The organism is Streptomyces sp. NBC_00377, assembly GCF_036075115.1.
Lineage (GTDB): Bacteria > Actinomycetota > Actinomycetes > Streptomycetales > Streptomycetaceae > Streptomyces.
Genome location: NZ_CP107958.1, coordinates 4,374,049 through 4,398,201, shown reverse-complemented (window position 1 = coordinate 4,398,201; position 24,153 = coordinate 4,374,049). Strand labels below are relative to the sequence as shown.

The 24,153-nt window shown below is 72.7% G+C and carries 21 protein-coding genes and 1 pseudogene; 18 read left to right on the top strand and 4 right to left on the bottom strand.

The genetic code is table 11. From position 1 onward, the window contains the following. Window positions 1-16: 16 nt before the first annotated feature. From OHS71_RS19690 to OHS71_RS41355, 6 genes and pseudogenes are all read left to right on the top strand, one after another. Window positions 17-919, top strand: a complete 903-nt coding sequence (locus OHS71_RS19690; protein ID WP_328480689.1) for an SRPBCC domain-containing protein — start codon at window positions 17-19, stop codon at window positions 917-919. Between the two features lie 386 nt (window positions 920-1,305). Then, entirely contained in the window at window positions 1,306-2,112 is an 807-nt protein-coding gene (locus OHS71_RS19685) for an aldose epimerase family protein (protein ID WP_328480688.1), read from the top strand. 56 nt (window positions 2,113-2,168) lie between these two features. Continuing rightward, complete coding sequence (pyrE, locus tag OHS71_RS19680) at window positions 2,169-2,723, top strand: orotate phosphoribosyltransferase (RefSeq protein WP_328480687.1); 555 nt, start codon at window positions 2,169-2,171, stop codon at window positions 2,721-2,723. Between the two features lie 165 nt (window positions 2,724-2,888). Next, window positions 2,889-3,920, top strand: coding sequence for a class II fructose-bisphosphate aldolase (gene fbaA, locus OHS71_RS19675; RefSeq protein WP_328480686.1), 1,032 nt, complete (start codon window positions 2,889-2,891; stop codon window positions 3,918-3,920). 96 nt (window positions 3,921-4,016) lie between these two features. Further along, window positions 4,017-5,594 (top strand): MFS transporter, encoded by a 1,578-nt coding sequence (locus tag OHS71_RS19670; RefSeq protein ID WP_328480685.1) that lies wholly within the window; start codon window positions 4,017-4,019, stop codon window positions 5,592-5,594. Continuing rightward, a pseudogene (locus tag OHS71_RS41355) lies at window positions 5,510-5,776 on the top strand (DUF3151 family protein); the annotation flags it as partial. The gene OHS71_RS19670 and the pseudogene OHS71_RS41355, both read left to right, overlap by 85 nt. A gap of 90 nt (window positions 5,777-5,866) precedes the next feature. On the opposite strand, the gene OHS71_RS19660 reads toward OHS71_RS41355, so the two are convergent. Then, window positions 5,867-6,286 carry a DUF3151 domain-containing protein gene (locus OHS71_RS19660; RefSeq protein WP_328480684.1) on the bottom strand — a complete coding sequence of 140 codons (420 nt, stop codon included), beginning with the start codon at window positions 6,284-6,286 and terminating at the stop codon, window positions 5,867-5,869. A 485-nt stretch (window positions 6,287-6,771) separates the two neighbouring features. Between OHS71_RS19660 and OHS71_RS19655 the strand changes: the two genes are divergently transcribed. The 10 genes from OHS71_RS19655 to OHS71_RS19610 all read left to right on the top strand — a co-directional run bounded on the left by OHS71_RS19655 (window position 6,772) and on the right by OHS71_RS19610 (window position 18,750). Further along, complete coding sequence (locus OHS71_RS19655; protein ID WP_328480683.1) at window positions 6,772-7,617, top strand: tryptophan 2,3-dioxygenase family protein; 846 nt, start codon at window positions 6,772-6,774, stop codon at window positions 7,615-7,617. Next, on the top strand, window positions 7,610-8,812 hold the full coding sequence (kynU, locus tag OHS71_RS19650) for a kynureninase (protein WP_328480682.1): 1,203 nt from the start codon (window positions 7,610-7,612) through the stop codon (window positions 8,810-8,812). The genes OHS71_RS19655 and kynU overlap by 8 nt, the downstream gene beginning before the upstream one ends. 281 nt (window positions 8,813-9,093) lie before the next feature. Beyond that, a complete protein-coding gene (locus OHS71_RS19645) occupies window positions 9,094-9,978 on the top strand; it encodes an alpha/beta hydrolase (protein ID WP_328480681.1) in 885 nt (294 codons plus the stop codon). 230 nt (window positions 9,979-10,208) lie between these two features. Continuing rightward, window positions 10,209-11,303 carry an alpha/beta hydrolase gene (locus OHS71_RS19640; protein WP_328480680.1) on the top strand — a complete coding sequence of 365 codons (1,095 nt, stop codon included), beginning with the start codon at window positions 10,209-10,211 and terminating at the stop codon, window positions 11,301-11,303. Between the two features lie 256 nt (window positions 11,304-11,559). Continuing rightward, the gene (locus OHS71_RS19635; protein ID WP_328484570.1) at window positions 11,560-12,759 is read left to right on the top strand and encodes an acyltransferase family protein; all 1,200 of its coding nucleotides are present in this window, start codon (window positions 11,560-11,562) and stop codon (window positions 12,757-12,759) included. Window positions 12,760-12,769: 10 nt separating this feature from the next. After that, complete coding sequence (locus tag OHS71_RS19630; RefSeq protein WP_328480679.1) at window positions 12,770-14,215, top strand: sensor histidine kinase; 1,446 nt, start codon at window positions 12,770-12,772, stop codon at window positions 14,213-14,215. Further along, window positions 14,212-14,889: a response regulator transcription factor gene (locus OHS71_RS19625; RefSeq protein ID WP_328480678.1), complete on the top strand. Its 678-nt coding sequence runs from the start codon at window positions 14,212-14,214 to the stop codon at window positions 14,887-14,889. Before OHS71_RS19630 ends, OHS71_RS19625 begins: the two co-directional genes overlap by 4 nt. 123 nt (window positions 14,890-15,012) lie before the next feature. Next, a complete protein-coding gene (locus OHS71_RS19620) occupies window positions 15,013-16,383 on the top strand; it encodes a sensor histidine kinase (RefSeq protein WP_328480677.1) in 1,371 nt (456 codons plus the stop codon). Then, window positions 16,380-17,045 (top strand): response regulator transcription factor, encoded by a 666-nt coding sequence (locus OHS71_RS19615; protein WP_328480676.1) that lies wholly within the window; start codon window positions 16,380-16,382, stop codon window positions 17,043-17,045. The genes OHS71_RS19620 and OHS71_RS19615 overlap by 4 nt, the downstream gene beginning before the upstream one ends. A 487-nt stretch (window positions 17,046-17,532) precedes the next feature. Further along, on the top strand, window positions 17,533-18,750 hold the full coding sequence (locus tag OHS71_RS19610; RefSeq protein ID WP_328480675.1) for a cytochrome P450: 1,218 nt from the start codon (window positions 17,533-17,535) through the stop codon (window positions 18,748-18,750). Here the strand turns inward: OHS71_RS19610 and OHS71_RS19605 are convergent. Both OHS71_RS19605 and OHS71_RS19600 read right to left on the bottom strand, forming a co-directional pair. After that, complete coding sequence (locus OHS71_RS19605) at window positions 18,734-18,958, bottom strand: hypothetical protein (protein ID WP_328480674.1); 225 nt, start codon at window positions 18,956-18,958, stop codon at window positions 18,734-18,736. The genes OHS71_RS19610 and OHS71_RS19605 overlap by 17 nt on opposite strands. Before the next feature lie 88 nt (window positions 18,959-19,046). After that, window positions 19,047-20,567: an APC family permease gene (locus tag OHS71_RS19600; protein ID WP_328480673.1), complete on the bottom strand. Its 1,521-nt coding sequence runs from the start codon at window positions 20,565-20,567 to the stop codon at window positions 19,047-19,049. A 149-nt stretch (window positions 20,568-20,716) separates the two neighbouring features. Between OHS71_RS19600 and OHS71_RS19595 the strand changes: the two genes are divergently transcribed. Then, window positions 20,717-22,150 (top strand): ethanolamine ammonia-lyase subunit EutB, encoded by a 1,434-nt coding sequence (locus OHS71_RS19595; RefSeq protein ID WP_328480672.1) that lies wholly within the window; start codon window positions 20,717-20,719, stop codon window positions 22,148-22,150. After that, window positions 22,147-23,004, top strand: coding sequence for an ethanolamine ammonia-lyase subunit EutC (gene eutC, locus OHS71_RS19590; protein ID WP_328480671.1), 858 nt, complete (start codon window positions 22,147-22,149; stop codon window positions 23,002-23,004). Before OHS71_RS19595 ends, eutC begins: the two co-directional genes overlap by 4 nt. Before the next feature lie 235 nt (window positions 23,005-23,239). On the opposite strand, the gene OHS71_RS19585 is transcribed toward eutC, so the two are convergent. Beyond that, window positions 23,240-24,109: a diacylglycerol kinase gene (locus tag OHS71_RS19585; RefSeq protein ID WP_328480670.1), complete on the bottom strand. Its 870-nt coding sequence runs from the start codon at window positions 24,107-24,109 to the stop codon at window positions 23,240-23,242. Between the last annotated feature and the right edge of the window lie 44 nt (window positions 24,110-24,153).

Below are 24,153 nucleotides of genomic sequence, written 5' to 3'. Positions count from 1 at the left end.
GGTAGGCTCCGCTGTCATGGAGCAAGAGGTGTTCGTTCCGGTTCCGGCCGAGCGGTTGAGGGCGGCCCTCGCGGATCCCGCGCAGGTGGCCCGGGCGGTCCCCGGCCTCCAGCAGGACGCAGGCACCGAGCCCGTCGCGGGGCGGCTGAAGGTGCGGATCGGCGGCCACACCATCACCTACCGGGGCGCCGTACGGGTCTCCCCGCGCGAGGACGGCGCGTTCGCCGTGGAGGGCGACGCGACCGAGGCGCGCGGCAGCGGTGTGGTGAAACTGGCCCTCACGCTACGACTGCGCGAATCCGACGAGGGCGCCACGCTCCGCTTCGAGGGGGCCGCGTCGGCGGACGGCCGGATCGCGGAGCTGCCGACGGAGGCGGTGGACGCGGCGGTCGTCCGACTGCTCAGCCGCTTCGCGGAGAACCTGGGGGCGACGGTCCCGCAGGAGCGGGAGGAAGCCGCGGGATCCGACGCCGAGGAGAACCCGGTCCCCGCTGCGGAAGCCGCCGAGGATGCGGACGACATCGGTCACGCGGCCGACGCGGACGACGTCCAGCACGCCGACGCCGACGCCGACGCCGACGACGTGGACGTGGACGACGTCGATGAAGCGGACGACGGGGACGACCTCGACGGGTCGGCGGCCTCCGCGTCCCTCTTCGAGGCGGAGGCGTCCCCCGACGGGCTCGAGGACGTCACCGGGCCCGGGGAACCGCCCGCGGAGGCCGCGCACGCCCGCCGGACGATGATCGGGCGCAGCGCCGAGGAAGTGGACCACGCCCCGCCGCGCGGACGGTACGCGCCGGTCCCCGCCCCGCAGACCGTCGTACCGAACAGCACCCTGCGGTGGGCCGCTCCGGCGGCCGCGCTGGTCGTGGCGTCGGCGATCGTGGTGGGCCGGGCACTGCGCCGACGCGGCTGAGACCGCGGTCGGGCGAGGTCCGGAGCGGCGGGAACGGGAACAGGTGCCCGCCCGAGGACGCCGAGGACGGGTGTGCGCCGGGCGCCCCGTGGAGCGCTGAGCCTGAGTCGGGTCGGCTGGGTGCCTGGTCCTGGGCGTTCGGGATGTCCCGGCCCGGCCCGTGGAGCGCTGGGCGCCTGGACCGCTGGACGCCGGACCCTGGGCGTCCGGCCGGGGGCGGGTGGGGCGAGCGGGGGACGGGTGGTGAGGGTGGGGTGACGCCGGCGGCGGTCGAACCCCGGGATCACAGCCCCCCCGTTCGAGGCGAAGGCGCGGCCCGGTTGTTCGCCCGGCGTCGCGGCCGGACCGCCACCGCGGCTGTCTGATCGTCCCAGTAGGGTCGTCCCGTGAGTGACGAAGACATCACGCTGACCGCGGGCGACGCGGAGGTGACCGTGCAGCCGGGCAACGGCGGCCGGGTCGGAGGGCTGCGGGTCGGCGGCCTCGAACTGCTGCGCCAGGGGGAACGCTTCGGCTGTTTCCCGATGGTCCCCTGGTGCGGCAGGATCCGCGACGGCCGCTTCCGGGACGGCGGAACCGTCCACCAGATGCCGCTCAACGCCGCGCCGAACGCCATTCACGGCACCGCTCGCGACGGCGCCTGGAAGGTGGCGCGGCGGACGGCCGAGGAGGTCGTGCTGACGTACCGACTCGTGGCGCCCTGGCCCTTCGCCGGACTGGTCACCCAGGTGTTCACCCTGGCGGAGGACGCGCTGACCCTCGCCATGGCCGTCGAGACCTACGACTCGTCCTTCCCGGCGCAGATCGGCTGGCACCCCTGGTTCAACCGCAACCTGGGCGGCCCGGACGGCCCGAAGGACCAGGACGTGCGGGTCTCCTTCCAGCCCGGATGGCAGGAGGAGCGCGGCGACGACCACCTGCCGACCGGCAACCGCATCGCGCCGCAGGCCGGACCCTGGGACGACTGCTTCGGCATGCCCGGCGGCGTCGACGTGGGCCTCACCTGGCCCGGCCGGCTGGAGCTGAAGGTGACCAGCCCCGAGGAGTGGGTCGTCGTCTACGACGAGCAGGAGGCGGCCGTGTGCGTGGAGCCCCAGACCGGCCCGCCCGACGGCCTGAACACGCACCCGCGCCTGGTCACGCCGCTGGAGCCGCTGGAGGCCACCACCACCTGGCGCTGGACCCGGCTCTGACTGCCGGCGCCGGGCCACGCCTGTGACCTGCCGGGCACGCCTCTAAGCTGAGGGACATGACGGACGTGGACGTACGCGGCGCGCTGCTGCGGCAGATCAAGGACAAGGCCGTGGTGCACGGCAAGGTGACCCTGTCGTCGGGCCTGGAGGCGGACTACTACATCGACCTCCGCCGCATCACCCTCGACGGAGAGGCCGCTCCGCTGGTCGGGCAGGTGCTGCTCGACCTGACCGCCGGGCTCGACTTCGACGCGGTGGGCGGTCTGACCATGGGCGCCGACCCGGTGGCCGGCGCCATGCTGCACGCGGCCGCCGCGCGCGGGAAGAAGCTGGACGCCTTCGTTGTCCGCAAGGCGGCGAAGGCGCACGGGCTCCAGCGGCGGGTCGAGGGCCCGGAGATCAAGGGCCGGCGCGTGCTGGTCGTCGAGGACACCTCCACCACCGGCGGTTCGCCGCTGGCCGCCGTGGAGGCCGTGCGCGAGGCGGGCGCCGAGGTCGTGGCCGTGGCGACGATCGTGGACCGGGCGACCGGCGCCGACGAGAAGATCCGCGAGGGCGCGGGTGTGCCGTACCTGTTCGCCTTCTCGAAGGATGAACTGGGTCTGGACTGAAGGGCCGTCTTGACCTGCACTTGACCGGGGTGTGGACCAGGCATGGACCATTCGCCCAGGTCTGGAAAGATGGGGCCGACGATGACGTCGCACCCCAGGTCTAGGTCAGGGCCGTAGTACGCAGATCGACAGATCGCCAACCCGCAGATACCAAGGAGCGGACAGATGCCCATCGCAACCCCCGAGGTCTACAACGAGATGCTCGACCGGGCGAAGGCAGGCAAGTTCGCCTACCCGGCCATCAACGTGACCTCGAGCCAGACCCTGCACGCGGCACTGCGCGGCTTCGCGGAGGCGGAGAGCGACGGCATCGTCCAGATCACGACGGGTGGCGCCGAGTTCGCCGGCGGCCAGTACAGCAAGGACATGGTGACGGGCGCGCTGGCCCTCGCCGAGTTCGCGCACATCGTCGCCGAGAAGTACCCGGTCACCATCGCGCTGCACACGGACCACTGCCCGAAGGACAAGCTCGACGGGTTCGTCCGCCCGCTGCTCGCGATCTCCGAGGAGCGCGTGAAGGCCGGTCGCAACCCGCTCTTCCAGTCCCACATGTGGGACGGCTCGGCCGAGACCCTCGCCGACAACCTCGCCGTGGCGCAGGAGCTGCTCGCCCGCGCCGCCGCCGCGAAGATCATCCTCGAGGTGGAGATCACCCCGACGGGCGGCGAGGAGGACGGCGTCTCGCACGAGATCAACGACTCGCTGTACACCACGGTCGATGACGCGGTGCGCACCGTCGAGGCGCTGGGCCTGGGCGAGAAGGGCCGCTACCTGCTGGCCGCGTCCTTCGGCAACGTCCACGGCGTGTACAAGCCGGGCAACGTCGTGCTCCGCCCCGACCTGCTCAAGGAGCTGAACGAGGGCATCGCCGCGAAGTACGGCAAGCCGGCCGGCTCCAAGCCGTTCGACTTCGTCTTCCACGGCGGCTCCGGCTCCACCCCGGAGGAGATCGCGACCGCGCTGGAGAACGGCGTCGTCAAGATGAACATCGACACGGACACGCAGTACGCCTTCACGCGTCCCGTCGCCGACCACATGTTCCGCAACTACGACGGCGTCCTGAAGGTCGACGGCGAGGTCGGCTCCAAGAAGACCTACGACCCGCGGACCTGGGGCAAGCTGGCCGAGGCCGGCATGGCCGCGCGGGTCCTCGAGGCGGCGCAGCACCTGCGTTCGGCGGGCCAGAAGATCAAGTAACCCCTGAGGGCTCCTCCGGGACGCCTCGGAGGTACTACGGGTACGGGTGAGCCCGGCGTCTGTCTACGGCGCCGGGCTCGCTGTATACCTGGGGGCATGCCTGACGTCCGGTTGGCCTCGCCGCAGGGCAGGTGGATCCTGCTCACCACCGTTCTCGGTTCCAGCATGGCCCTGCTGGACTCGACCGTCGTCAACGTCGCCCTCCCGCGTATCGGCCGCGACCTGGACGCCGACCTGGCCGTCCTCCAGTGGACCGTCAACGCGTATCTGCTGACGCTGGCCGGGCTGATCCTGCTCGGCGGCTCCCTGGGGGACCACTACGGGCGGCGCAAGGTGTTCGTGGTCGGGGTGGTGTGGTTCGCCGCCGCCTCGCTGCTGTGCGGACTCGCTCCGAACGCCGGGGTGCTGATCGCCGCGCGCGCGTTGCAGGGCGTCGGCGGCGCGCTCCTCACACCGGGCTCGCTCGCGCTCATCCAGGCCTCCTTCCACCGCGACGACCGGGGGCGCGCGGTGGGCCTGTGGTCGGGGTTCGGTGGCATAGGGGCGGCCGTCGGGCCGTTCCTGGGCGGCTGGCTGGTGGACGGCCCGGGATGGCGGTGGGTGTTCCTGCTGAACCTGCCGCTGGCGGTGGTGTGCGTGCCGGTGGCCCTGCGGCACGTACCGGAGTCGGACGGACGCCCCGCCCCCTCCGCCGCGATCGGCGAGACCGACGAGGCGGCATCGAGCACGACCGAGGTCGCCGCGGCCGCCCATGCCGCCCGGAGCGCGAAAGGCGATCCGCACGGACGTCCGGGGGGCCGCTTCGACGTGCTGGGCGCCTTCCTCGGCGCGCTGGCGCTCGCCCTCGTCACCTACGCGCTGATCGAGGCCCCGAGCGGACCCGTAGGGGTCGTCACGGGAGCGGCCGTCGCGGGAGTGGCGGCCGGGGTGGCCTTCGTGGCGGTGGAGCGCCGCCACCCGGACCCGATGCTGCCGCTCGACATCTTCGCCTCCCGCCAGTTCACGGCCGTCAACCTGGTCACTCTGTGCGTGTACGCCGCCTTCGGCGGGTTCTTCTTCCTGTCCGCGGTCCAGCTCCAGGTCGTGGTCGGCTGGTCCGCGCTCGGCGCCGGTACGGCGCTGCTGCCGACGACCGTGCTGATGCTGCTGCTGTCCGCCCGCTCCGGCGCACTGGCCGAGCGCATCGGACCGCGGATCCCGCTCACCGTCGGCCCGCTGCTGTGCGCCGCGGGGATGCTCCTGATGCTGCGGGTCGGTCCCGGCGCGTCCTACGCCGCCGACGTGCTGCCCGCCGTCCTGGTCCTGGGCTGCGGGATGGTCGCGCTGGTCGCGCCGCTCACCGCGACGGTCCTGGCCTCCGTGGACGTCGCCCGGGCCGGCGTGGCCAGCGGCGTCAACAACGCGGCGGCCCGCGTGGCGGGACTCGTGGCCGTGGCCGCGCTGCCGCTGCTGACCGGCATGAGTGAGGAGGCGTACCGCTCGGCCACGGCCTTCGACGACGCCTTCCGGCGGGCGATGGTGCTGTGCGCGGGGGTGCTCGCGCTGGGCGCGGTCGTCGCCTTCACGACGGTGCGCCGCCCGGCCCCGGACTGCCGCCGGCCGGAGTGCAGGACGCACGGCAGTGTCCTGGCGCCCCCGCTGGAGGGGCAGCGGACGAAGGGCCGCCTGAGCTGAGGCGGCGGACCGGGCGACGCGCGTACCCGACGTCCTCGCCGGCCTGGGCCCGGCTCGCTGACGACGTGTTCGAGCGGGGCAGCGTCGTGGAGTCGTACGCGTACGCCCGTACGGGGTACCACCGCGGCCTGGGCGGCCTGCGCCGGGGCGGCGCGAAGGGCCACGGCCCGGTGCCCCGGGAGAAGGGCGCTACATGGGAGGGTTCCACTTCTGCACCACGTGCCGCCGTCGCTGTCGGGGTGACGGCGGCACGGCCGTGTCGACTTCGGTGACTACCGCTTCAGTTCGGTGTACGCCTCGGCGCTGCTGTCCTTGAGGAACTGCCAGCAACGCTCCGTCTCGTCCTTCTCGTCGATTGCACCCGCGGCACGAGCGAGGGCGGCGAGGCAGCGCAGGAACCCGCGATTGGGGCGGTGGTCCCAGGGGATGGGGCCATGCCCTTTCCATCCGGCACGGCGCAGGGAGTCCAGGCCGCGGTGGTAGCCGGTGCGGGCGTAGGCGTACGACTCGACGACTCGCCCTCCCTCGAAGGCGTCGTCGGCGAGCATCGCCCAGGCGAGCGAGAACGTGGGGTGCTTAGCCGCGACCTCGGCCGGCGCCTGGGACTCCTCGCCCAGCAGGCGGTACGCCTCTTCGTTCTCCGGCAGGTAGGTCGGGTCCGGGCCGCCGAGCAGGTTCTTGTGCGTCGTCATGCAAGCAGTCTGCCACTCGGGGACGGGCGTCCGGGACGTCGAGAGCGGTGGGAGAAGCCGGTGATCGAGCAGCAGCACGCCGCCGTCCTCGAGGTCTTCCGCACGGTGTCTTCCGCACGGTCATCATCAAGCCCGCGTCCGACGGGCCGATCTTCGATCCGGCGGACATCGAGCCGGTGCTCAGCTGACGAACGGAGCCGGGTCCCGGTGCGGCTGGGGACCCGGCCTCCTCGGCCGCGCGGGCGATCGGCGAGCAGGAGGCGTGGGAGCGCTGCTCCCCGTCCCTGAAGGACTCCTCGCCCACGGCCGCCCAGACCGTGGGACAGCCGTTCACCTGTGTGTTCTTCCGAGGCCCGTCCGGTGTGACCCAGGCGGGCCTTGCGTTTACGGGTCGGCATTGCGCACTATGTGCCGGTGGGGACCGGGGCCCCCGTGTCGGTAACGGCAGGGGCGGACCGCTACCCGGAGTACAACAGGAGACAGCGATGTCCCAGCAGGCTCAGCCCCAAGAGGCTTCGGAGCCCGAGACCCCGCATCTCGACTTCGCCGGCACCACGCCGTACGAGGACTACGTCAAGGCGGACGTGCTCACCCACCTCCAGCACACCCTCTCCGACGATCCCGGAGAGATGGTCTTCCTGGTCACGACCCAGGTGATGGAGCTGTGGTTCACGGTCATCGTGCACGAGTGGGAGACCGCCGCGCAGGCGCTCCGCCAGGACCGGATTCCGGTGGCGGTCGACGCGCTGAAGCGTTCCGTCCGTGAGCTGGACGCCCTCAACGCGTCCTGGAGGCCGCTCGGGCAGCTGACCCCGGCCCAGTTCAACTCGTACCGCTCCGCGCTCGGCGAGGGCTCGGGCTTCCAGTCGGCGATGTACCGCCGCATGGAGTTCCTGCTCGGCGACAAGTCGGCGTCCATGCTGGTCCCGCACCGGGGCGCGCCCCGCGTGCACGCGGAGCTGGAGAAGGCGCTGCACGAGCCGAGCCTCTACGACGAGGTGCTGCGGCTGCTGGCCCGGCGCGGTCACGCGATCCCGGCGTCCGTCCTGGAGCGTGACGTCTCGCGGCGCTACGAGCCCTCGGCGGAGGTCGAGGCGGTCTGGACGGACGTGTACTCGGGCGACGAGGGTGACGAGATCGCGCGCCTCGGCGAGGCGTTGACGGACGTCGCCGAGCTGGTCTGGCGCTGGCGCAACGATCATCTCGTCGCCACCCGCCGCGCGATGGGCGCGAAGGCCGGCACGGGCGGCTCGGCCGGCGTGGCCTGGCTGGAGAAGCGCGCGCAGAAGAACGTGTTCCCGGAGCTGTGGACGGCCAGGTCCCATGTCTGAGCGTCTCGGGTTCGAGCAACTCGCCGTCAAGGCGAAGGAGTTGGACGGCGGCGACGAACTGGCCTGCAAGCGTGCCCAGTTCCTCCTCGACGACGGTGTCTACCTCGACGGGAACTCGCTGGGCGCGCTGCCCCGGTCCGTCCCCGGTCACGTCGAGGACGTCGTACGGCGCCAGTGGGGCGCGCTGCGGATCCGTTCCTGGGACGAGAGCGGCTGGTGGACCGCGCCCGAGCGGATCGGCGACCTGATCGCCCCGCTGGTGGGTGCGGCGGCCGGGCAGATCGTGGTCGGCGACTCGACCAGCGTCAACGTCTTCAAGGCGCTGGTGGGCGCGGTACGCCTGGTGGACGGCGGCCGGGACGAGATCCTCGTCGACGCGACGACGTTCCCCACGGACGGTTACATCGCCGAGTCCGCGGCCCGCCTCACCGGCCACACCCTGCGCCCGGTGACACCGGGAGAGGTGCCGGCGGCGCTGTCGGAGCGTACGGCCGCCGTCCTGCTCAACCACGTCGACTACCGCACCGGGCGACTGCACGACCTGCCGTCGCTCACCGCCGCCGTGCACGCGGCGGGCGCGATCGCCGTCTGGGACCTGTGCCACAGTGCCGGGGCCCTGCCCGTCGGTCTCGACGAGCACGGCGTGGACCTCGCGGTCGGCTGCACCTACAAGTACCTGAACGGCGGCCCGGGTTCACCGGCGTACCTGTACGTCCGCCGCGGCCTCCAGGACCGGTTCGACTCGCCGCTGCCCGGCTGGAACTCGCACGCCGAACCCTTCGGCATGCGCGAGACGTACGAACCGGCGAGCGGTGCGCGGCGGGGCCGGGTCGGCACCCCGGACATCCTGTCCATGCTCGCCCTGGAGGCGGCACTCGAGGTCTGGGACGGGGTCCCGGTCGAGGCGGTTCGGGCGAAGTCGCTGGCGCTGACTGACTTCTTCCTGGAATGCGTCGCCGCGTACGTCCCCGAGGGACGGGTCGAGTCGCTCACTCCGCCGCGTCACGAGGAGCGCGGCAGCCAGGTGGCGCTGCGCTGCGAGGACGCCGGCGAGGTCATGGCACGGCTGATCGGGCGCGGCATCGTGGGTGACTTCCGCCGCCCGGACGTCCTCCGCTTCGGCTTCACCCCGCTGTACGTCGGGTTCGCGGACGTCGAGCGGGCGGCGCGGGTGCTGGCGGAGGAACTGCGCTGATCCGGCGGACCGACCCGGTCGGTGAACCGGGCGGGTCTCCTGGTCGTACCTAGGGGTACGCCCAGGGGGATCTCCGGCGGGCGGGCCTGCCGGGGCGGCGGAACAGCAGAACCGTTCATCTGGACCGGTGGCCTCTCACCGAGCGTGACATCCGCGTGTCCGCGCACGTCACGGTCCTGATACCGTCCCGGCCAACGGCCGAAGTTCCTCCTGGTCCGCCACATCCTCCCCCAGTGCCGAAAGCCTGGGAGGTACCCCCATCGCCGCTGAGAGGTTGGAGCATGCCCGACGACGTTGTCGCAGCCCGGGCCGCCGCCGAGGAGGCGTCGGCCTTCGCGCATCCGCCCGTCGAGCCCGACGTCATCACGGCGTACGGAGATCACCCCGACCAGGTGATCGACTTCTACGTCCCGCGAGCGCAGGTGGGTCCGGGAGGATCCGTCCCGCTCGTCGTCGTGCTGCACGGCGGGGCCTGGCGGGCGCCGTACGACCGGAGGCACATCACACCCTTCGCGGACTTCCTGGCCCAGCGCGGGTTCGCCGTGGCCAACGTGGAGTACCGGCGGGGGGCCGGGAGCCCGGCCCCGGAAGGGGCGTCCCCGGTCGCCGGGCGGTGGCCGGAGACCTTCGACGACATCGCCGCGGCCCTCGACGCGCTGCCCGCCCTGGCCCGGGAAGCCGTACCGCAGGCCGACGCGCGCCGCACGGTGCTCGCCGGTCACTCGGCCGGCGGCCACCTCGCCCTGTGGGCGGCGGCCCGGCATGTGCTGCCCGCCGGCACGCCTTGGCGCACCAGGGACTCGGCCTCACTGCGGGGCGTCGTGGCGCTGGCTCCGATCGCCGACTTCGAGGTCGCCGGGAAGCTGGATGTGTGCGGCGGAGCGGCCGAGCAACTCCTGGGCGGCAGAGAGCAGTTCGAGGAGCGACGACCGTACGCCGACCCCGCCCTGCTGTTGCCCACCGGCGTCGCGACGACCCTGGTCCAGGGCCGCACCGACCTGGTCGTCCCGCAGGCGGTCGCCGAGGCGTACGCGGACGCGGCGGCGAAGGCGGGAGAGGTGGTGGGCCTGACCCTCCTGGAGGACGTCGGCCACTTCCCTTTGATCGACCCGGCGGCGGACGCGTGCGCGGTGGTCGCGGAGGAGATCGCACAACTGGCGTGGTGACAGCCCGGAGAGGGGTGACAGGCTTGACGGTCGGGACAGTGACTGATCCCTGGCGCCCCTGTTTCTTCTTCCGTTGCCTCCCCGGAGCAACCCTTGGTTGTCGTACCCGTAGTACCTGAGAGCTACGTCGGAGATGACTCCCTCAGCGGGACGCGAACGACGCGCGCCGATCCGTAACTTCCAAGCCAGCAAGGCCCGATGGCCGGGCGTACTGGCGGGGGAGGGGCGGGATGACGGAGGTTCGTACTCGCGGGCGACGGCGTCGTACGGAGGAGACGCGGCAGGGGCGGCGCGACGCGGGTGCGGCACTCCAGGAGCGGCGCGGGGAAGGGGAAACGGCGCGGGAACAGCGCCGTGAAAGGGGAACGTCCCGGGGGCGGCGCGGGGTCCGCGCCGTGCTGGCCGTCCTCGTCACCGCCGCCGTGGTCGTCCCCCTCACGGCGGCGGCCCGGCCACCCATCCCGGCCCCGGCCCCCGCCACCCTCGCCCCGCTGACGGCGGCGACGCTGGAGGAGGCGTACGCCGCCAACCGGGCCAACGCCGCGCTGGCGTCCCGGATGGCCGCCGCCCACGGGGACCGCCACCGCGCCGCCGCGGACCGGGCGCTGGCCGCCCCGTCGCGGAGACTGCTCTCCTTCGACGGCCGGGGTGCCGGCCGGGCGGTCGAGGTGTTCGGAGACCTCGCCCACGCCGACCGTGTCGCCGTTCTCGTGCCGGGCTCCGACACCTCCCTGGACACCTACGAACGCTTCCGCGCGGGAGCGGCCGCACTGCACGGGCGGCTCACCCGGGAGGCCACGGCGCCGCGTACGGCGGTGGTGGCCTGGCTCGGCTACACCACCCCCGGCACGATCAGCACCACCGCGATCACCCCGGACCGCGCCGACGAAGCGGCCCCGGACCTGCGGGAGTTCCTGCGCGAGCTGAGCGCCGTCACCGGGCCGGGGTCCCGTGTCACCCTGCTCTGCCACTCGTACGGCTCCGTCGTGTGCGGCCGCGCCGCCCCGCACCTGGAGGTGACGGATCTCGTCCTCCTCGGCAGCCCGGGCACGGGCGCGGAGTCGGCGGCGGACCTGCGCACCCGCGCGCTGGTCTGGGCGGCCCGGGGCGCCGACGACTGGGTGGCGGACGTCCCGCACGTCAGCGCCGACCTGTTCGGCACGACGGTCGGCTTCGGCACCGATCCCCTGTCCCCGTCGTTCGGCGCCCATGTCTTCGCGGCCGGCGCCGGCGGCCACAGCGACTACTTCAAGCCGGGCTCGGTCTCCCTGGCCAACATCGCCCGGATCGTCCTCGGCCGGACCTCGGAGGTCACCGGTGCGTGAGACACGGGAGCGTGAGACACGAGAGCGTGAGACGGAGGCGCGTGAGCCGCAGGTCCGTGACGCGGGAGTGCCTCGGGCGGGGGCGCCCGAGGGGCGGGAACAGGAACGGGCTCGCGGACATGGGACACGGGCGCACGGGTCAGCGGCGCACGAGTCACGGGCGTGCGGGTCACCCGCACACGAAGCACCAGTGCACGGATCACCAGTGCACGAATCACCCGCGCGTGGGGCGGCGGAGCGCGGAGCGCTGCGGCGGATGCTGTTCGGCATCCGGCGGGCCGCCACCCGGATCGACGCCGCCACGCCCCCACGGCGCGACCGGGCCGTGGACGCCCTGCGCGCCCTGGCGATCCTCGGTGTCGTCCTCGGCCACTGGCTGGTGACGGCGCTCGTCGCCGACGGCGCCACACTGCGGGCCGCCAGCCCGCTGGGGCCCATGCCCTGGCTGGCGCCGGTGTCCTGGATGTTCCAGACCCTCGCGGTGTTCTTCATGGTGGGCGGTCATGTGGCCACCCGCAGCCTGGCCTCGGCCCGCGCACGGGGCGGGACCTACGGCGCCTGGCTGAGCACCAGGCTGACACGGCTGTTCGTCCCGGTGGCCGCCCTGCTGGGGGTGTGGACGGTGGCCGCGGCCGGTCTCCTGCTCGGCGGCGCGTCCTTCGTCACCGTGCACACCGTGGTCAAACTGGCGTTGTCCCCCCTGTGGTTCCTGCTGGTCTTCGCCGTGCTGACGACCGCGACCCCGCTGCTGGCGCGGCTCAACCCGCTGTGGCCGCTGGCCGTCGTCCTCCATGTGGACCTGGTGCGCTTCGGCCTGGGCGGCCCGTCCTGGCTGGGCTGGGTGAACGTGATGGCGGGCTGGCTGGTGCCGTACACCCTGGGCGCGGCCTGGACCAGGGGCGAGCTGGAGCGGCCCCGCGCGGGCCGGCTCCTCCTGGTCGGCGGGGTGGCGGCGACCGCGCTGCTCGTCGGCTGGGCCGGCTACCCGGCTTCGATGGTGGGCGTGCCGGGCGCGGCGGTCTCCAACCTCAACCCGCCGACGCTGGCCGCCGTCACCTTCGGGCTCGCCCAGTGCGGAGCGGCACTGCTGCTGCGGGACCGGCTGCGCCGGGTGATGCGCGGGCCCCTCGTCTGGGCGGGGGTGGCGCTGGTCAACCTGTCGGCCATGACGGTGTTCCTCTGGCACCAGACGGCCATGATGGCGACCACCGCGACGGGCCTGTTCGCGGGCCGTCTGCCCGGCCTGCACACCGTCCCCGACGGGCTGGGCTGGGCGGCGGCCCGGCTGCTGTGGCTGCCGGTCTTCGCCCTCGTGCTGGGCGTCTGCCGGGCGGCGTTCCACGGCTACGAGAGCGGGGGAGGGCGGCGTGCGCCGAGGGAGCGGGGCGGGTCCCGCGTGGTGCGCGTCGGACACCTCCGGAAAACACCGGGGTCGCGGGGGACGCGGCGTGTCTAGGGTGGTGCGGATGAACGGCATGGGGGAGTGGCTGGCCAGGGGTCTGCGGGCGCTGCGGGACGATCTGTGGACGACCCGGTTGGCGCCGTTGCCGCCGTTCGTGCTGCTGCGCCGCCTGCCGCACTGGCATGTGATCCTGGTCGGCGTCGGTGTCGCCCTGGCGGGCGCGGCGCAGATCACCGACGAGTACCGGCAGGGCGCGAACTACGGTCTGTTCTGCGCCACCGCGCAGGGCGCGGCCGTGGTGCTGGCCCTGTGGCGGCCGGTCCCCGCGTGGTGGCTTTCGATGACGGTCACGGTGGTCGTGGCCCTCGGCGCCCGTTCCCCACTGCTGGCGGGCCAGGCCGAGCCCGACGCCTCCTGGCCGTGGGGCGTGCCCGGTCTGATCGCCCACGCCATGGTGCTGCTCCTGTTGTCGCTGCGCCTGCCCACCCGCGCGTCCGTCGCGGCTCTGGGCATGACCGCGCTGATCACCTACGTCGTGGAAGGGCTCATCGGCGCTGCCCACTACGCGCCGTCCGGTCCGGCGGCGGTGATCGTGTTCGCGGTCGTGGTGCTCCTCGGCAGCGCCCTGCGCGGCCGCCGGGAGGCCCGCACCCGGCTCGTCGAGCAGGAGACGCTCACCGCGGAGGAGCGTGCCCGCCGCACCGTCCTCGAGGAGCGCAACCGGATCGCGCGCGAACTGCACGACGTCGTGGCCCATCACATGTCGGTGATCTCCATCCAGGCCCAGGTCGCCCCGTACCTGGTGGAGAACCCGTCCGAGGAGCTGAAGGAGAACCTCGCCGGGATCCGGCAGAACGCCGTGGAGGCGCTCGCCGAACTGCGCCGGGTGCTCGGGGTGCTGCGCTCGGAGAACCCCGAGGACCCCTACGGCCTCGGCGCGGCCGGCGCCGGAGCCGCCCCGGACACGCCGCAGCCCACGCTGGACCGGCTCGACGCCCTCCTGGAGAACACCCGCGCCGCGGGACTGGACGTGGTGGCCGAGGTCGAGGGCGAGGCGCCGGCGTATCCGCCGGGCGTGCAGCTGTCGGCGTACCGGATAGTGCAGGAGGCCCTCAGCAACGCCCTGCGGCACGCTCCGGGTTCCCAGGTGCGGGTGGAGGTCGCCCACCACGAGCGGGGTCTGCACCTGGAGGTCACCAACTCCCGCCCGCGCAGGCCCGTGCCGTCGTCCCCCGGTGCGGGGCACGGGTTGCTCGGGATGCGTGAGCGGGCGGTGATGCTGGGCGGCCATGTCAGCGCGTACCCGACCCTGCACGGCGGTTTCGCGGTGTCGGCGTTCCTTCCGAGGGACGGCGCGGCGATCCCCCGCGACGGCTCGGACACCTCCGGCGACCGGGACCACGGCGCCGATCCGGGCACCCTCGACGGCCTCGAACTCGTCTTCCCGGACGATCCGGACCACATGCCCGGCCGGCGCCCCCGGCCCCCGACAGCAGAGGGAAACCGATGACGACCGCCGACACCATCCGCGTACTGATCGCCGACGACCAGCAGATGGTCAGGCAGGGCTTCACCGTGCTGCTCAACGCCCATCCCGGCATCGAGGTGATCGGCCAGGCGGTGCACGGTCTGGACGCCGTCGCGAAGGTCGCCGAACTCGATCCGGACGTCGTCCTGATGGACATCCGCATGCCCGAGCTCGGCGGCATCGACGCCACGCACCGGATCACCCTCACACACCCCCATATCAAGGTGCTGGTGCTCACCACCTTCGATCTCGACGAGTACGTGTACGACGCGCTGCGGGCCGGGGCGTCGGGGTTCCTGCTCAAGGACGCGTCCGCGGACCAGCTCGCCGAGGCGGTCCGCGTGGTGGCGGCCGGCGACGCCCTGCTCGCCCCCGTCATCACCCGCAAGCTGATCGCCGAGTTCTCCCGCCTCGACGGCAGGCCCAGAGCCCCGCTGAAGGAGCGCGTCGGGGACCTCACCGAGCGCGAGACGGAGGTGCTCACCCTGATCGCGCAGGGGTTGTCCAACGCGGAGATCGCCGACCATCTCTTCGTCGCCGAGCAGACCGTGAAGACACACGTGGGCCGCATCCTGGTGAAACTGGGCCTGCGGGACCGCACCCAGGCGGCGGTGTTCGCCTACGAGTCGGGGCTGGTGAGACCCGCGGGGTACTGAGCGGCGGCTCCCCGGCGGCGGCCCCGTCGCGCCCCGGCCGACCCGTAGTACTTGAGAGGGAGCCACCGGAACCCCTCTCACTGGTGACGACCGGGGCCCCTTCCTCCGCCTACCGTTCTGAACGTGACCGACACGACGCAGACGCACCCCACGCGCCCGGACGACCCGGACGACTCCTACGAGGCCTACCGGCCGCGCAGCCCGGAGTTCCGGGCGGCCGTGGACGCCCTGCGCGGCTTGCGGGAGGACCTCTTCCACGATGCCTTCGCCTACCGCCCGCTGCCCCGCAGGGAGCCCAGCGGGCGCCTCCTGCGCGGCCTGAAGGGCCGAAGGCGGGAGTACGCGACCTGGTCCCGGCACGCGCTGGTCGGGGCGGCCGGCGGCCTGGCGATGCTGATCGCCTGGGTGGACGACCAGGGCGGCGGTCTGGGTCTGCTGACGGGCCTGCTCGCGCTGGTCCCGGTGCTGCTGACGCTGGTACGGCCGGTCGGCGCGTTCTGGCTGTCGCTCGCGGCGACCACGGTCGTCGCCGTCGTCGGCACGACCTACGGCGAGTGGCCCTGGCTGCCGGGCAGCTTCACCGCCCACCTGGTCGTCCTGACGGTCGTGGCGATACGCACCCGGCCGCGCACGGCGGCGTGGATGTGGATGCTGACAGCGGCCTACGGCTTCATCGCCGAGACCGTCTTCAGCTGGGACCACTACTACACGAACACCGCCCCCATGCTGGTGTTCTCCGCGATCCTCCTGCTCGCCGTCACCGTCTGGCACATCCGCCGGCAGGCCGAGGAGAAGGTGACGGCCCAGCAGACGGTGACCGCGCACGAGCGCTCCCGCCGCACTCTGCTGGAGGAGCGCACCACGATCGCCCGCGAACTGCACGACGTCGTCGCCCACCACATGTCGGTGGTCGCCATCCAGGCGGAGGCCGCCCCCTACCGGGTGCAGAACCCTCCGCCGGAGCTGGAGAACGCCTTCGCCACCATCCGGGAGAACGCGGTGGCGGCCCTCACGGAGCTGCGCCGGGTCCTGGGCGTGGTCCGCGCCGAGGACTACGAGGTCCCCGACGCCCCGCAGCCCACGCTCGCCGAACTGGACGGGCTGCTCGCCAACGTGCGGGCCACGGGCCTGGACGTGGAGAAGACGGTCACCGGCGCGGTGCGCGAGCTGCCGCAGGGCGTGGAGCTGTCGGCGTACCGGATAGTCCAGGAGGCCCTGAGCAACACACTGCGGCACGCTCCCGGCGCGAGCGCCGACGTGGAGATCGGCTATGTGCTGGGCGGCCTCGGGCTACGGATAGTCAACGGCGCACCGCCGAACCCGTCCCTGATCAAGCCCTCTCCCGGCGCCGGCCACGGCATCACGGGGATGCGGGAGAGGGTGAGCATGCTGAACGGCGAGATGACGGCGGAGCCGACGCCTGCGGGCGGCTACGAGGTGACCGTGTTCCTGCCGGTGCCCGCCGGCCGCGCCGCGAGTGAGAGTGGAAGATGACGATTCGAGTGCTGATCGCCGACGACCAGATGATGGTGCGCGAGGGATTCTCGGTCCTGCTGAACGCGATGCCGGACATCGAGGTCGTGGGCGAGGCGGTCAACGGCCGGGAGGCGGTCGACCGGGTCCGTGAACTGACGCCGGACGTGGTGCTCATGGACATCCGCATGCCCGAACTGAACGGCATCGAGGCGACGCGGGAGATCGTGGCGGCGGACGGCGCGGCGAAGGTCCTGGTGCTGACGACGTTCGACCTGGACGAGTACGTCTACCAGGCACTGCGCGCGGGCGCCTCGGGCTTCCTGCTGAAGGACGCGTCGGCACGCCAGCTGGCCGACGGGGTCCGGGTGGTGGCGGCGGGCGAGGCCCTGCTGGCCCCGTCCGTCACCAAGCGCCTGATCACGGAGTTCTCGAAGCTGTCCGACACCCCGCGGCTGTCCCTGACGGCGCAGGCGGCCTACGGCGACCTGACCGAGCGGGAGACGGAGGTACTCGTCCTGATCGCGCAGGGCCTGTCGAACCTGGAGATAGCCGGCCGGCTGGTGGTGGCCGAGTCGACCATCAAGACCCACGTGAGCCGGATCCTGGTCAAGCTGGGCCTGCGGGACCGCACCCAGGCGGCGGTGTTCGCCTACGAGGCGAGATTGGTGACACCGGGCTAAGGGCTGTCCCGTAATCCCTGGTGGATCAGTGCGCGGCGTCAGATGCGGTGCATCGCAAGGCGGAGGCACGTCCGCATACCGGATGTATTCGGGCGTTCCGACAACGCGGCGAGGTGCCGTAGCTGTCGTCGCGCGCCCGCCAGGGATTAGGGGACAGCCCTTAGGGCGGGCCGTACCCCTACCCGGCGGGCGGTGCGGGGCAGGGCGGTGCGGGGCAGAGTGGTGCGGGGCGGTGCGGAACACGGTGACCGCCGCCACGGCCCCGCCCCCCCCCGCCGCGCCGGGCGCTCCCCACGTGCCGGACCCTGCCCACGTGCCGGACCCTGCCCACGTGCCGGACCCTGCCCACGTGCCGGACCCTGCCCACGTGCCGGACCCTGCCCACGTGCCGGACCCTCCCCTTGTGCCGGGCGCTCCCCACCTTCCGGACCCGTGCCCTGTAAAGACCCCCCTGGTCAGGCGTCCGTTCACCGGCTAGCGTCCGGTCATGGCAGCAGTTGACGTTCTCTCCTTCGATCCCTGGGATCCCGCGTTCGTGTCGGACCCTTACCCGGCGTACGCCGAGCTGCGGGAGCGGGGGCGGGTGATCTACTACGAGCCGACCGACCAGTGGCTGGTGCCGCGGCACGCGGATGTCTCGGCGCTGCTGCGGGAGCGGCGGCTCGGGCGGACGTATCAGCACCGGTTCACGCACGAGGACTTCGGGCGGACGGCGCCTCCGGCCGAGCAGGAGCCCTTCCACACGCTCAACGATCACGGGATGCTCGACCTGGAGCCGCCCGACCACACCCGGATCCGGCGGCTGGTGTCGAAGGCGTTCACCCCGCGCACGGTGGAGCGGCTCAAGCCGTATGTGCGGCAGCTGGCCGGGGAGCTGGTGGACCGGCTGGTGGAGTCGGGCGGCGGCGATCTGCTGAGCGATGTCGCCGAACCGCTGCCCGTCGCCGTGATCGCGGAGATGCTCGGCATCCCGGAGCCGGACCGGGGGCCGCTGCGGCCCTGGTCGGCGGACATCTGCGGGATGTACGAGCTCAGCCCGTCGAAGGAGACGGCGACGCGCGCCGTGCGGGCCTCCGTCGAGTTCTCCGAGTATCTGAAGGAGCTCATCGCCGCCCGGCGCGAGGAGCCCGGCGACGATCTCATCTCCGGTCTCATCGCGGCGCACGACGAGGGTGACCGGCTCACCGAGCAGGAGATGATCTCGACCGCCGTGCTGCTGCTCAACGCGGGGCACGAGGCGACCGTGAACGCCACCGTCAACGGTTGGTGGGCGCTGTTCCGGAACCCGGAGCAGCTGGCCGCCCTGCGCGCCGACCACTCGCTCGTCCCTTCCGCCGTCGAGGAGCTGATGCGCTACGACACCCCGCTCCAGCTTTTCGAGCGGTGGGTGCTCGACGAGATCGAGATCGACGGGACCGTGATCCCCCGGGGTGCCGAGATCGCGATGCTGTTCGGGGCGGCGAACCACGATCCGGCCGTCTTCGCCGACCCGGACCGGCTCGACCTCACCCGCGCCGAGAACCCGCACATCTCCTTCAGCGCGGGCATCCACTACTGCATCGGCGCCCCGCTGGCCCGTATCGAGCTGGCCGCCTCCATGACGGCACTGTTGGAACGGGCTCCCACCCTGGCCCTGGCGGCGGAGCCCCGGCGCAAGCCGAACTTCGTGATCCGGGGGCTGGAGGGGCTCAGCGTGACCCTCTGAGGCGGCCGAACACGGCCCACAGGGCCAGGCCTCCGGCCGTTCCGCCCAGCAGGGCCAGCGGAAGTTCCGCGTAGAGGACGCTCCAGTCGGGGCTCTGCTCGAAACGCCAGAAGCGGCCGCGGACGCCTCTGGCCCACACCGCCAGCCCCGCGCCCCAGCCCAGAGCCATGGCGAGGCAGCCGACGGCGGCCTGCGTGCGTTGTCCCATGCCCGGGACGGACGCGCGCGGGCCGCCCCGGGTTCCCGCCCCGGCCACTCCGCCCCGGCGTCGTGTGTGCCGAGGCGAACGACCGGGGTCAGCGCTCCTTCGTCTCCTCCAGCACCGTCCGTCCCAGCAGCAGGTAGCGGGACGGGTCCCGCCGCTTCAGGTACTGGGCGTAGCCCACGCCGGCCACCGCGATCAGCGCGACCAGCCACGGCGTCGCCTTCAGCACCAGGGAACCCGATTCCGGCCCCGCCGCGACCCCCATGTTGGACACCAGCAGCGTGACCACGGCGAGCATGGCGACGCCGCCGACGAGCGGGGCGGTGAACGTCCTGAACCAGTGCCGGCTCTCGGGGTGGTGGGAGCGGAAGTAGACCAGCACGGCGAAGGAGCACACCGCCTGCACCACCAGGATCGCCATCGTGCCGAGGATCGCGAGCAGCACGTACGTACCGGTGTACGGGTCCTTGCCCGCCGCCCAGAACGCGCCGATCAGAACGGCCGATACGACGGTCTGCACCAGGCCCGCGATGTGCGGGGAGCCGTGCCGGTCATGGGTGCGGCCGACGGTGTTCTTCAGGGAGGGCAGTACGCCCTCGCGGCCCAGCGCGTACATGTAGCGGGCGGCACAGTTGTGGAAGGCCATGCCGCAGGCCAGCGAACCGGTGATCATCAGCCACTGCATGACGTCGACGGCCCAGTGCCCGACGTACCGCTCGGTGGGGCCGAAGAACAGGCCGAGCGGATCGTCGGTGGCGACCTTCACGGCCGACGACTGTCCGGTGCCCGTGATGGCCATCCAGGAGACGAAGACGTAGAAGACGCCGACGCCCAGCACCGAGATCATCGTGGCCTTGGGGATGATCTTCTTCGGGTTGCGTGACTCCTCGCCGTACATCGCCGTCGACTCGAAGCCGACCCAGGACCAGAAGGCGAAGAAGAGTCCGAGGCCCGCGCTGGTCCCCTTGAAGGCGTTGACCGGGTTGACCGGGTCGACGCTGAAGCCGTCCGGGCCGCCGCCGTGGAAGGCGACCGAGACCGCCATGGCCGCGAGGATCGTCACCTCGGTGGCGAGCAGGACGACGAGCAGCTTCTCGGCGACGGAGACGCCGAACCAGGTGCCCGTCGCGTTGACCGCGAGCATCAGCACCGCGAACGCCCACCAGGGGATGTCGAGGCCCGTCTGGTCGTGCAGGGTGGTGGTGGCGAAGGTCGAGAAGATGCCGATCAGCGCCGGCTCGAACACCACGTACGCGAAGGTCGCGAGCAGTCCCGAGGCGAGTCCGACCGAGCGGCCGAGGCCGTAGGAGATGAAGCCGTAGAAGGCGCCCGTCGAAGTGATGTGCTTCGCCATCGAGGTGAAGCCGACGGAAAAGATCGCCAGGACGACCATTGCGACGAGGTAGCTCGCCGGGGCGCCGATGCCGTTGCCCGACGACACCATGAAGGGCACGTTGCCGGTCATCGCGGTGATCGGCGCGGCCGTCGCGACGGCCATGAAGACCACCCCGAGCAGGCCGATGGCGTTCGGTTTGAGCCGGTGAACGGCACCTTCTCCGCCCGGTTTCGCCGCTGTGTCCGCCGCCGGGGCGACGCCCTCGTCCACTGCCATCGGGTGGCCCCTCTCCTGGTCCTGCACGGGTGTGCTGGACCGGAACTCTTCAGCCCGAATGAGTCGGTCAAGGGCATCGGGACGTTAAATACTTGTCAACCAGACCTTTAGAAATCTGGCGGCAACACGCACCTCGTACGGTCGCCGCCATGAGCGCCTACACCTCCACCCTCGGCGGCGAGCGGTACCGCTTCGACTCGCTCGCCCGGCTGCTCGCCGCCGCGAGCCCCGAACGCTCCGGCGACCGCCTGGCCGGTCTCGCGGCCCGGGACGCCCGGCAGCGGGTCGCGGCGCGCTGGGCGCTGGCGGAGACGCCGCTGACCGACTTCCTGACCCGGCCCCTGGTCCCCTACGAGGACGACGACGTCACCCGGCTCATCCTCGACACCCACGACCCGGCCGCCTTCGCGCCGGTGGCGTCGATGACGGTCGGGGAGCTGCGGGAGTGGCTCCTGTCGGAGGCGGCGGACGCGGTGACACTGGCCGCTCTCGCCCCGGGTCTCACCCCGGAGATGGCGGCCGCGGTCTGCAAGCTCATGGGGAACGCGGATCTGGTGGCCGTGGCGCGGAAGGTGCGGGTGGTGACCGCGTTCCGCTCGACCATCGGGCTGCCGGGACGGCTGGCCACCCGGCTCCAGCCCAACCACCCGACCGATGACCCGGCCGGTGTCGCCGCCGCCCTCCTCGACGGCCTCCTGCTGGGCTCGGGCGACGCGGTGATCGGCGTCAACCCGGCCACCGACAGCCCGAAGGCCGTACGGGACCTGCTGGAACTGCTCGACGGGGTGATCGGGCGGTACGCGATCCCCACCCAGTCCTGCGTGCTGTGCCACGTCACCACCAGCGTGGACCTGATGGAGCGGGGCGCCCCCGTCGACCTCGTCTTCCAGTCCATCGCCGGCACCCAGACCGCGAACGCCTCCTTCGGGGTCACCCTCGGCCTGCTGGACGAAGCGTACGAGGCGGCGCTGGCGCTGGAGCGGGGGACGGTCGGCCGGAACGTCATGTACTTCGAGACCGGGCAGGGCAGCGCCCTCTCGGCCGGCGCGCACCACGGGGTCGACCAGCAGACGGTCGAGGCGCGGGCGTACGCGGTCGCCCGGCGGTACGACCCGTTGCTGGTGAACACGGTCGTCGGCTTCATCGGCCCGGAGTACCTCTACGACGGCCGGCAGATCCTGCGCGCGGCCCTCGAGGACCACTTCTGCGGCAAGCTGCTCGGCCTGCCCATGGGCCTGGACATCTGCTACACGAACCACGCCGACGCCGATGACGACGACATCGCCACGATGCTGACGATGCTCGGCGTGGCCGGGGCCTCGTTCGTGATCTGCACGCCGGGCGGCGACGACATCATGCTCAACTACCAGTCGGCCTCCTACCACGACGCGTTGTACCTGCGGGAGGTGCTGGGGCTGCGCCCGGCGCCGGAGTTCGAGGCGTGGCTGGATTCGATCGGGCTGCTGGACCCGCGTGGCGGCATCCGCGAGCTGTCCGGCACGGCCCATCCGCTGACGGAGATCGCCACCACCGGGCGCGCAGGGCGCACGGGACGCGCGGACGGACGGGAGCTCGCCGCATGACCATCAGCCAGGCCACCGACAGTCGGGCCACCGACAGCCCGGCCACCGACAACCAGGTCACCGACAAGCGGGTCGCCGGCAACCAGGTGGTCGAAAGTCAGGGCACCGACCATCAGGGCGAGTTGTGGGCGGCCCTGCGTCTGCGCACCCAGGCGCGTATCGGCCTGGGCCGGGCCGGTTCGGCGCTGCCCACCCGGCACCGCCTGGAGCTCCAGGCCGCGCACGCCGCCGCCCGGGACGCGGTGCACTCGCCGTTCGACCCGGACGCGGTGGCGGCGCGGCTGACCGGCACCTCGGTGGTCCGGGTCCGCAGTGCCGCCCCGGACCGTCTCACCTACCTCCAGCGCCCCGACCTGGGCCGCCGGCTGAACCCCGTCGACCGGGCTCATCTGCCCGCAGGCGAGTGGGACGTCGTCTTCGTGGTCGCCGACGGGCTCTCCAGCCGGGCGGTGCACGAACACGCCGCGGCGATGGTCCGGGCGACGACCGAGCGGTTGCCGTCCGGCACCCGGGTGGCGCCCGTCGTCCTCGCCGAACAGGCCCGGGTGGCCCTCGGGGACGACATCGCGCACGCCATGGGCGCCACGGCCGTGGTGCTCCTCGTCGGTGAACGCCCCGGCATGTCGGCGGCGGACTCCCTGGGCGCGTACCTGACCCACCGGCCCGTGCCGGGCGTCACCACGGACGCCGACCGCAACTGCCTGTCCAACATCCGGCCGCCACTGGGCCTGGACTACGAGACGGCGGCGGGGAAGCTGGCGGCGCTGCTGGCGCGGGCGCGGGAGCTGGGGCGTACGGGGGTGGCCCTGAAGGACGATTCCGATGACGAGGCCGTGGTCGGGCGACTGCCGTGAGCGGCGGCTGTTCCGTGGGAGGGGACGGCGCATCACGCCGTCGAGGACGGGGCGGCCGACGATGAACGGCACCGGCCCCCACGGCTTCGAGAACCGCCGGACGTCCTCGGCGCGGTGATCGTGCCGGACGGCTGCGAGGCCGAGATCAGCAAGGGGGACTTCGTCCTGTCGCCGTGGTCGAGGAGGTACTGCCTCCACCGGTGCCGGGGCCCCGAAGGACCACGGCGGGCCCGTCTCACCGCCCCGGCAGCATCAGTCCCAGCGCCCCCTCCCGGACCGTCCAGGTGCGCCGTCGTACCGGCCCCGCGACCATCGCGTCCGCCCGGTAGCGGAAGTCCGCGCCCGAGACGGTCACGGTGCGTCCCCTGGCCTCCAGGGGCGCCGCGACCGCTCCCAGGGACAGCGGCCGGACCTCCACGACCGCCGTGCCGGAGGGCCCCGGGGTCACCGAGACGGCCTCCACCGGCTGGTCGAGGTCGACCAGCGTCACCCCGTCCACCTCGATCCGCAGCCGGGCCGGGCCGGGCGGGACGTCGGCGGGAGAGAGCCGGGACGGCCGTGGCGGCACCCACGTCCGGAACAGGGAGTGGTACGTCCGCAGCCAGGGACGGCCGCCGTCGGTGAGCCCGGCCTCGGCCACGGCCGGCTCCGGCTGCGGAGCGAGCGGCACCGGCGGGATCCGCAGCGCGCCCAGCACCACACCGTCGCTGTCGTCCACCAGTACGTCCAGACGCCGCTCGGCGCCGTCCAGGACGGCCCGGGCAGCCGCCACGGCCCCCGTGGGCACCCCGAGGGCGTGCGCGACGCCCAGGGACGCGCCCACCGGCACCACCGACAGCACACATTCGGCCATGGTCCGCTGCCGGTGCAGCAGGCCCACCGCCCGCATCAGCGCACGGTCGTCGCCGATGACCACCGGCCGCCTCGACCCCCGCCGCGCCAGTACCCGGGCGAACTCCTCGGGGCCCTCGGGGAGGCACACCTTCGTACTCGCCGCACCCGCGCTGAGCACGTCTTTCGCGATTCGTACGGACTCCCCGTCCGTGCGCCGGGCGGCCGGATCGATGATCACCAGCAGCTGATCGGGCGTCGGAGAAGTCGCCACCTCGGTCCTGCCTCGCTTCCTCGGGTAGCATCTTTGTGCAAGAG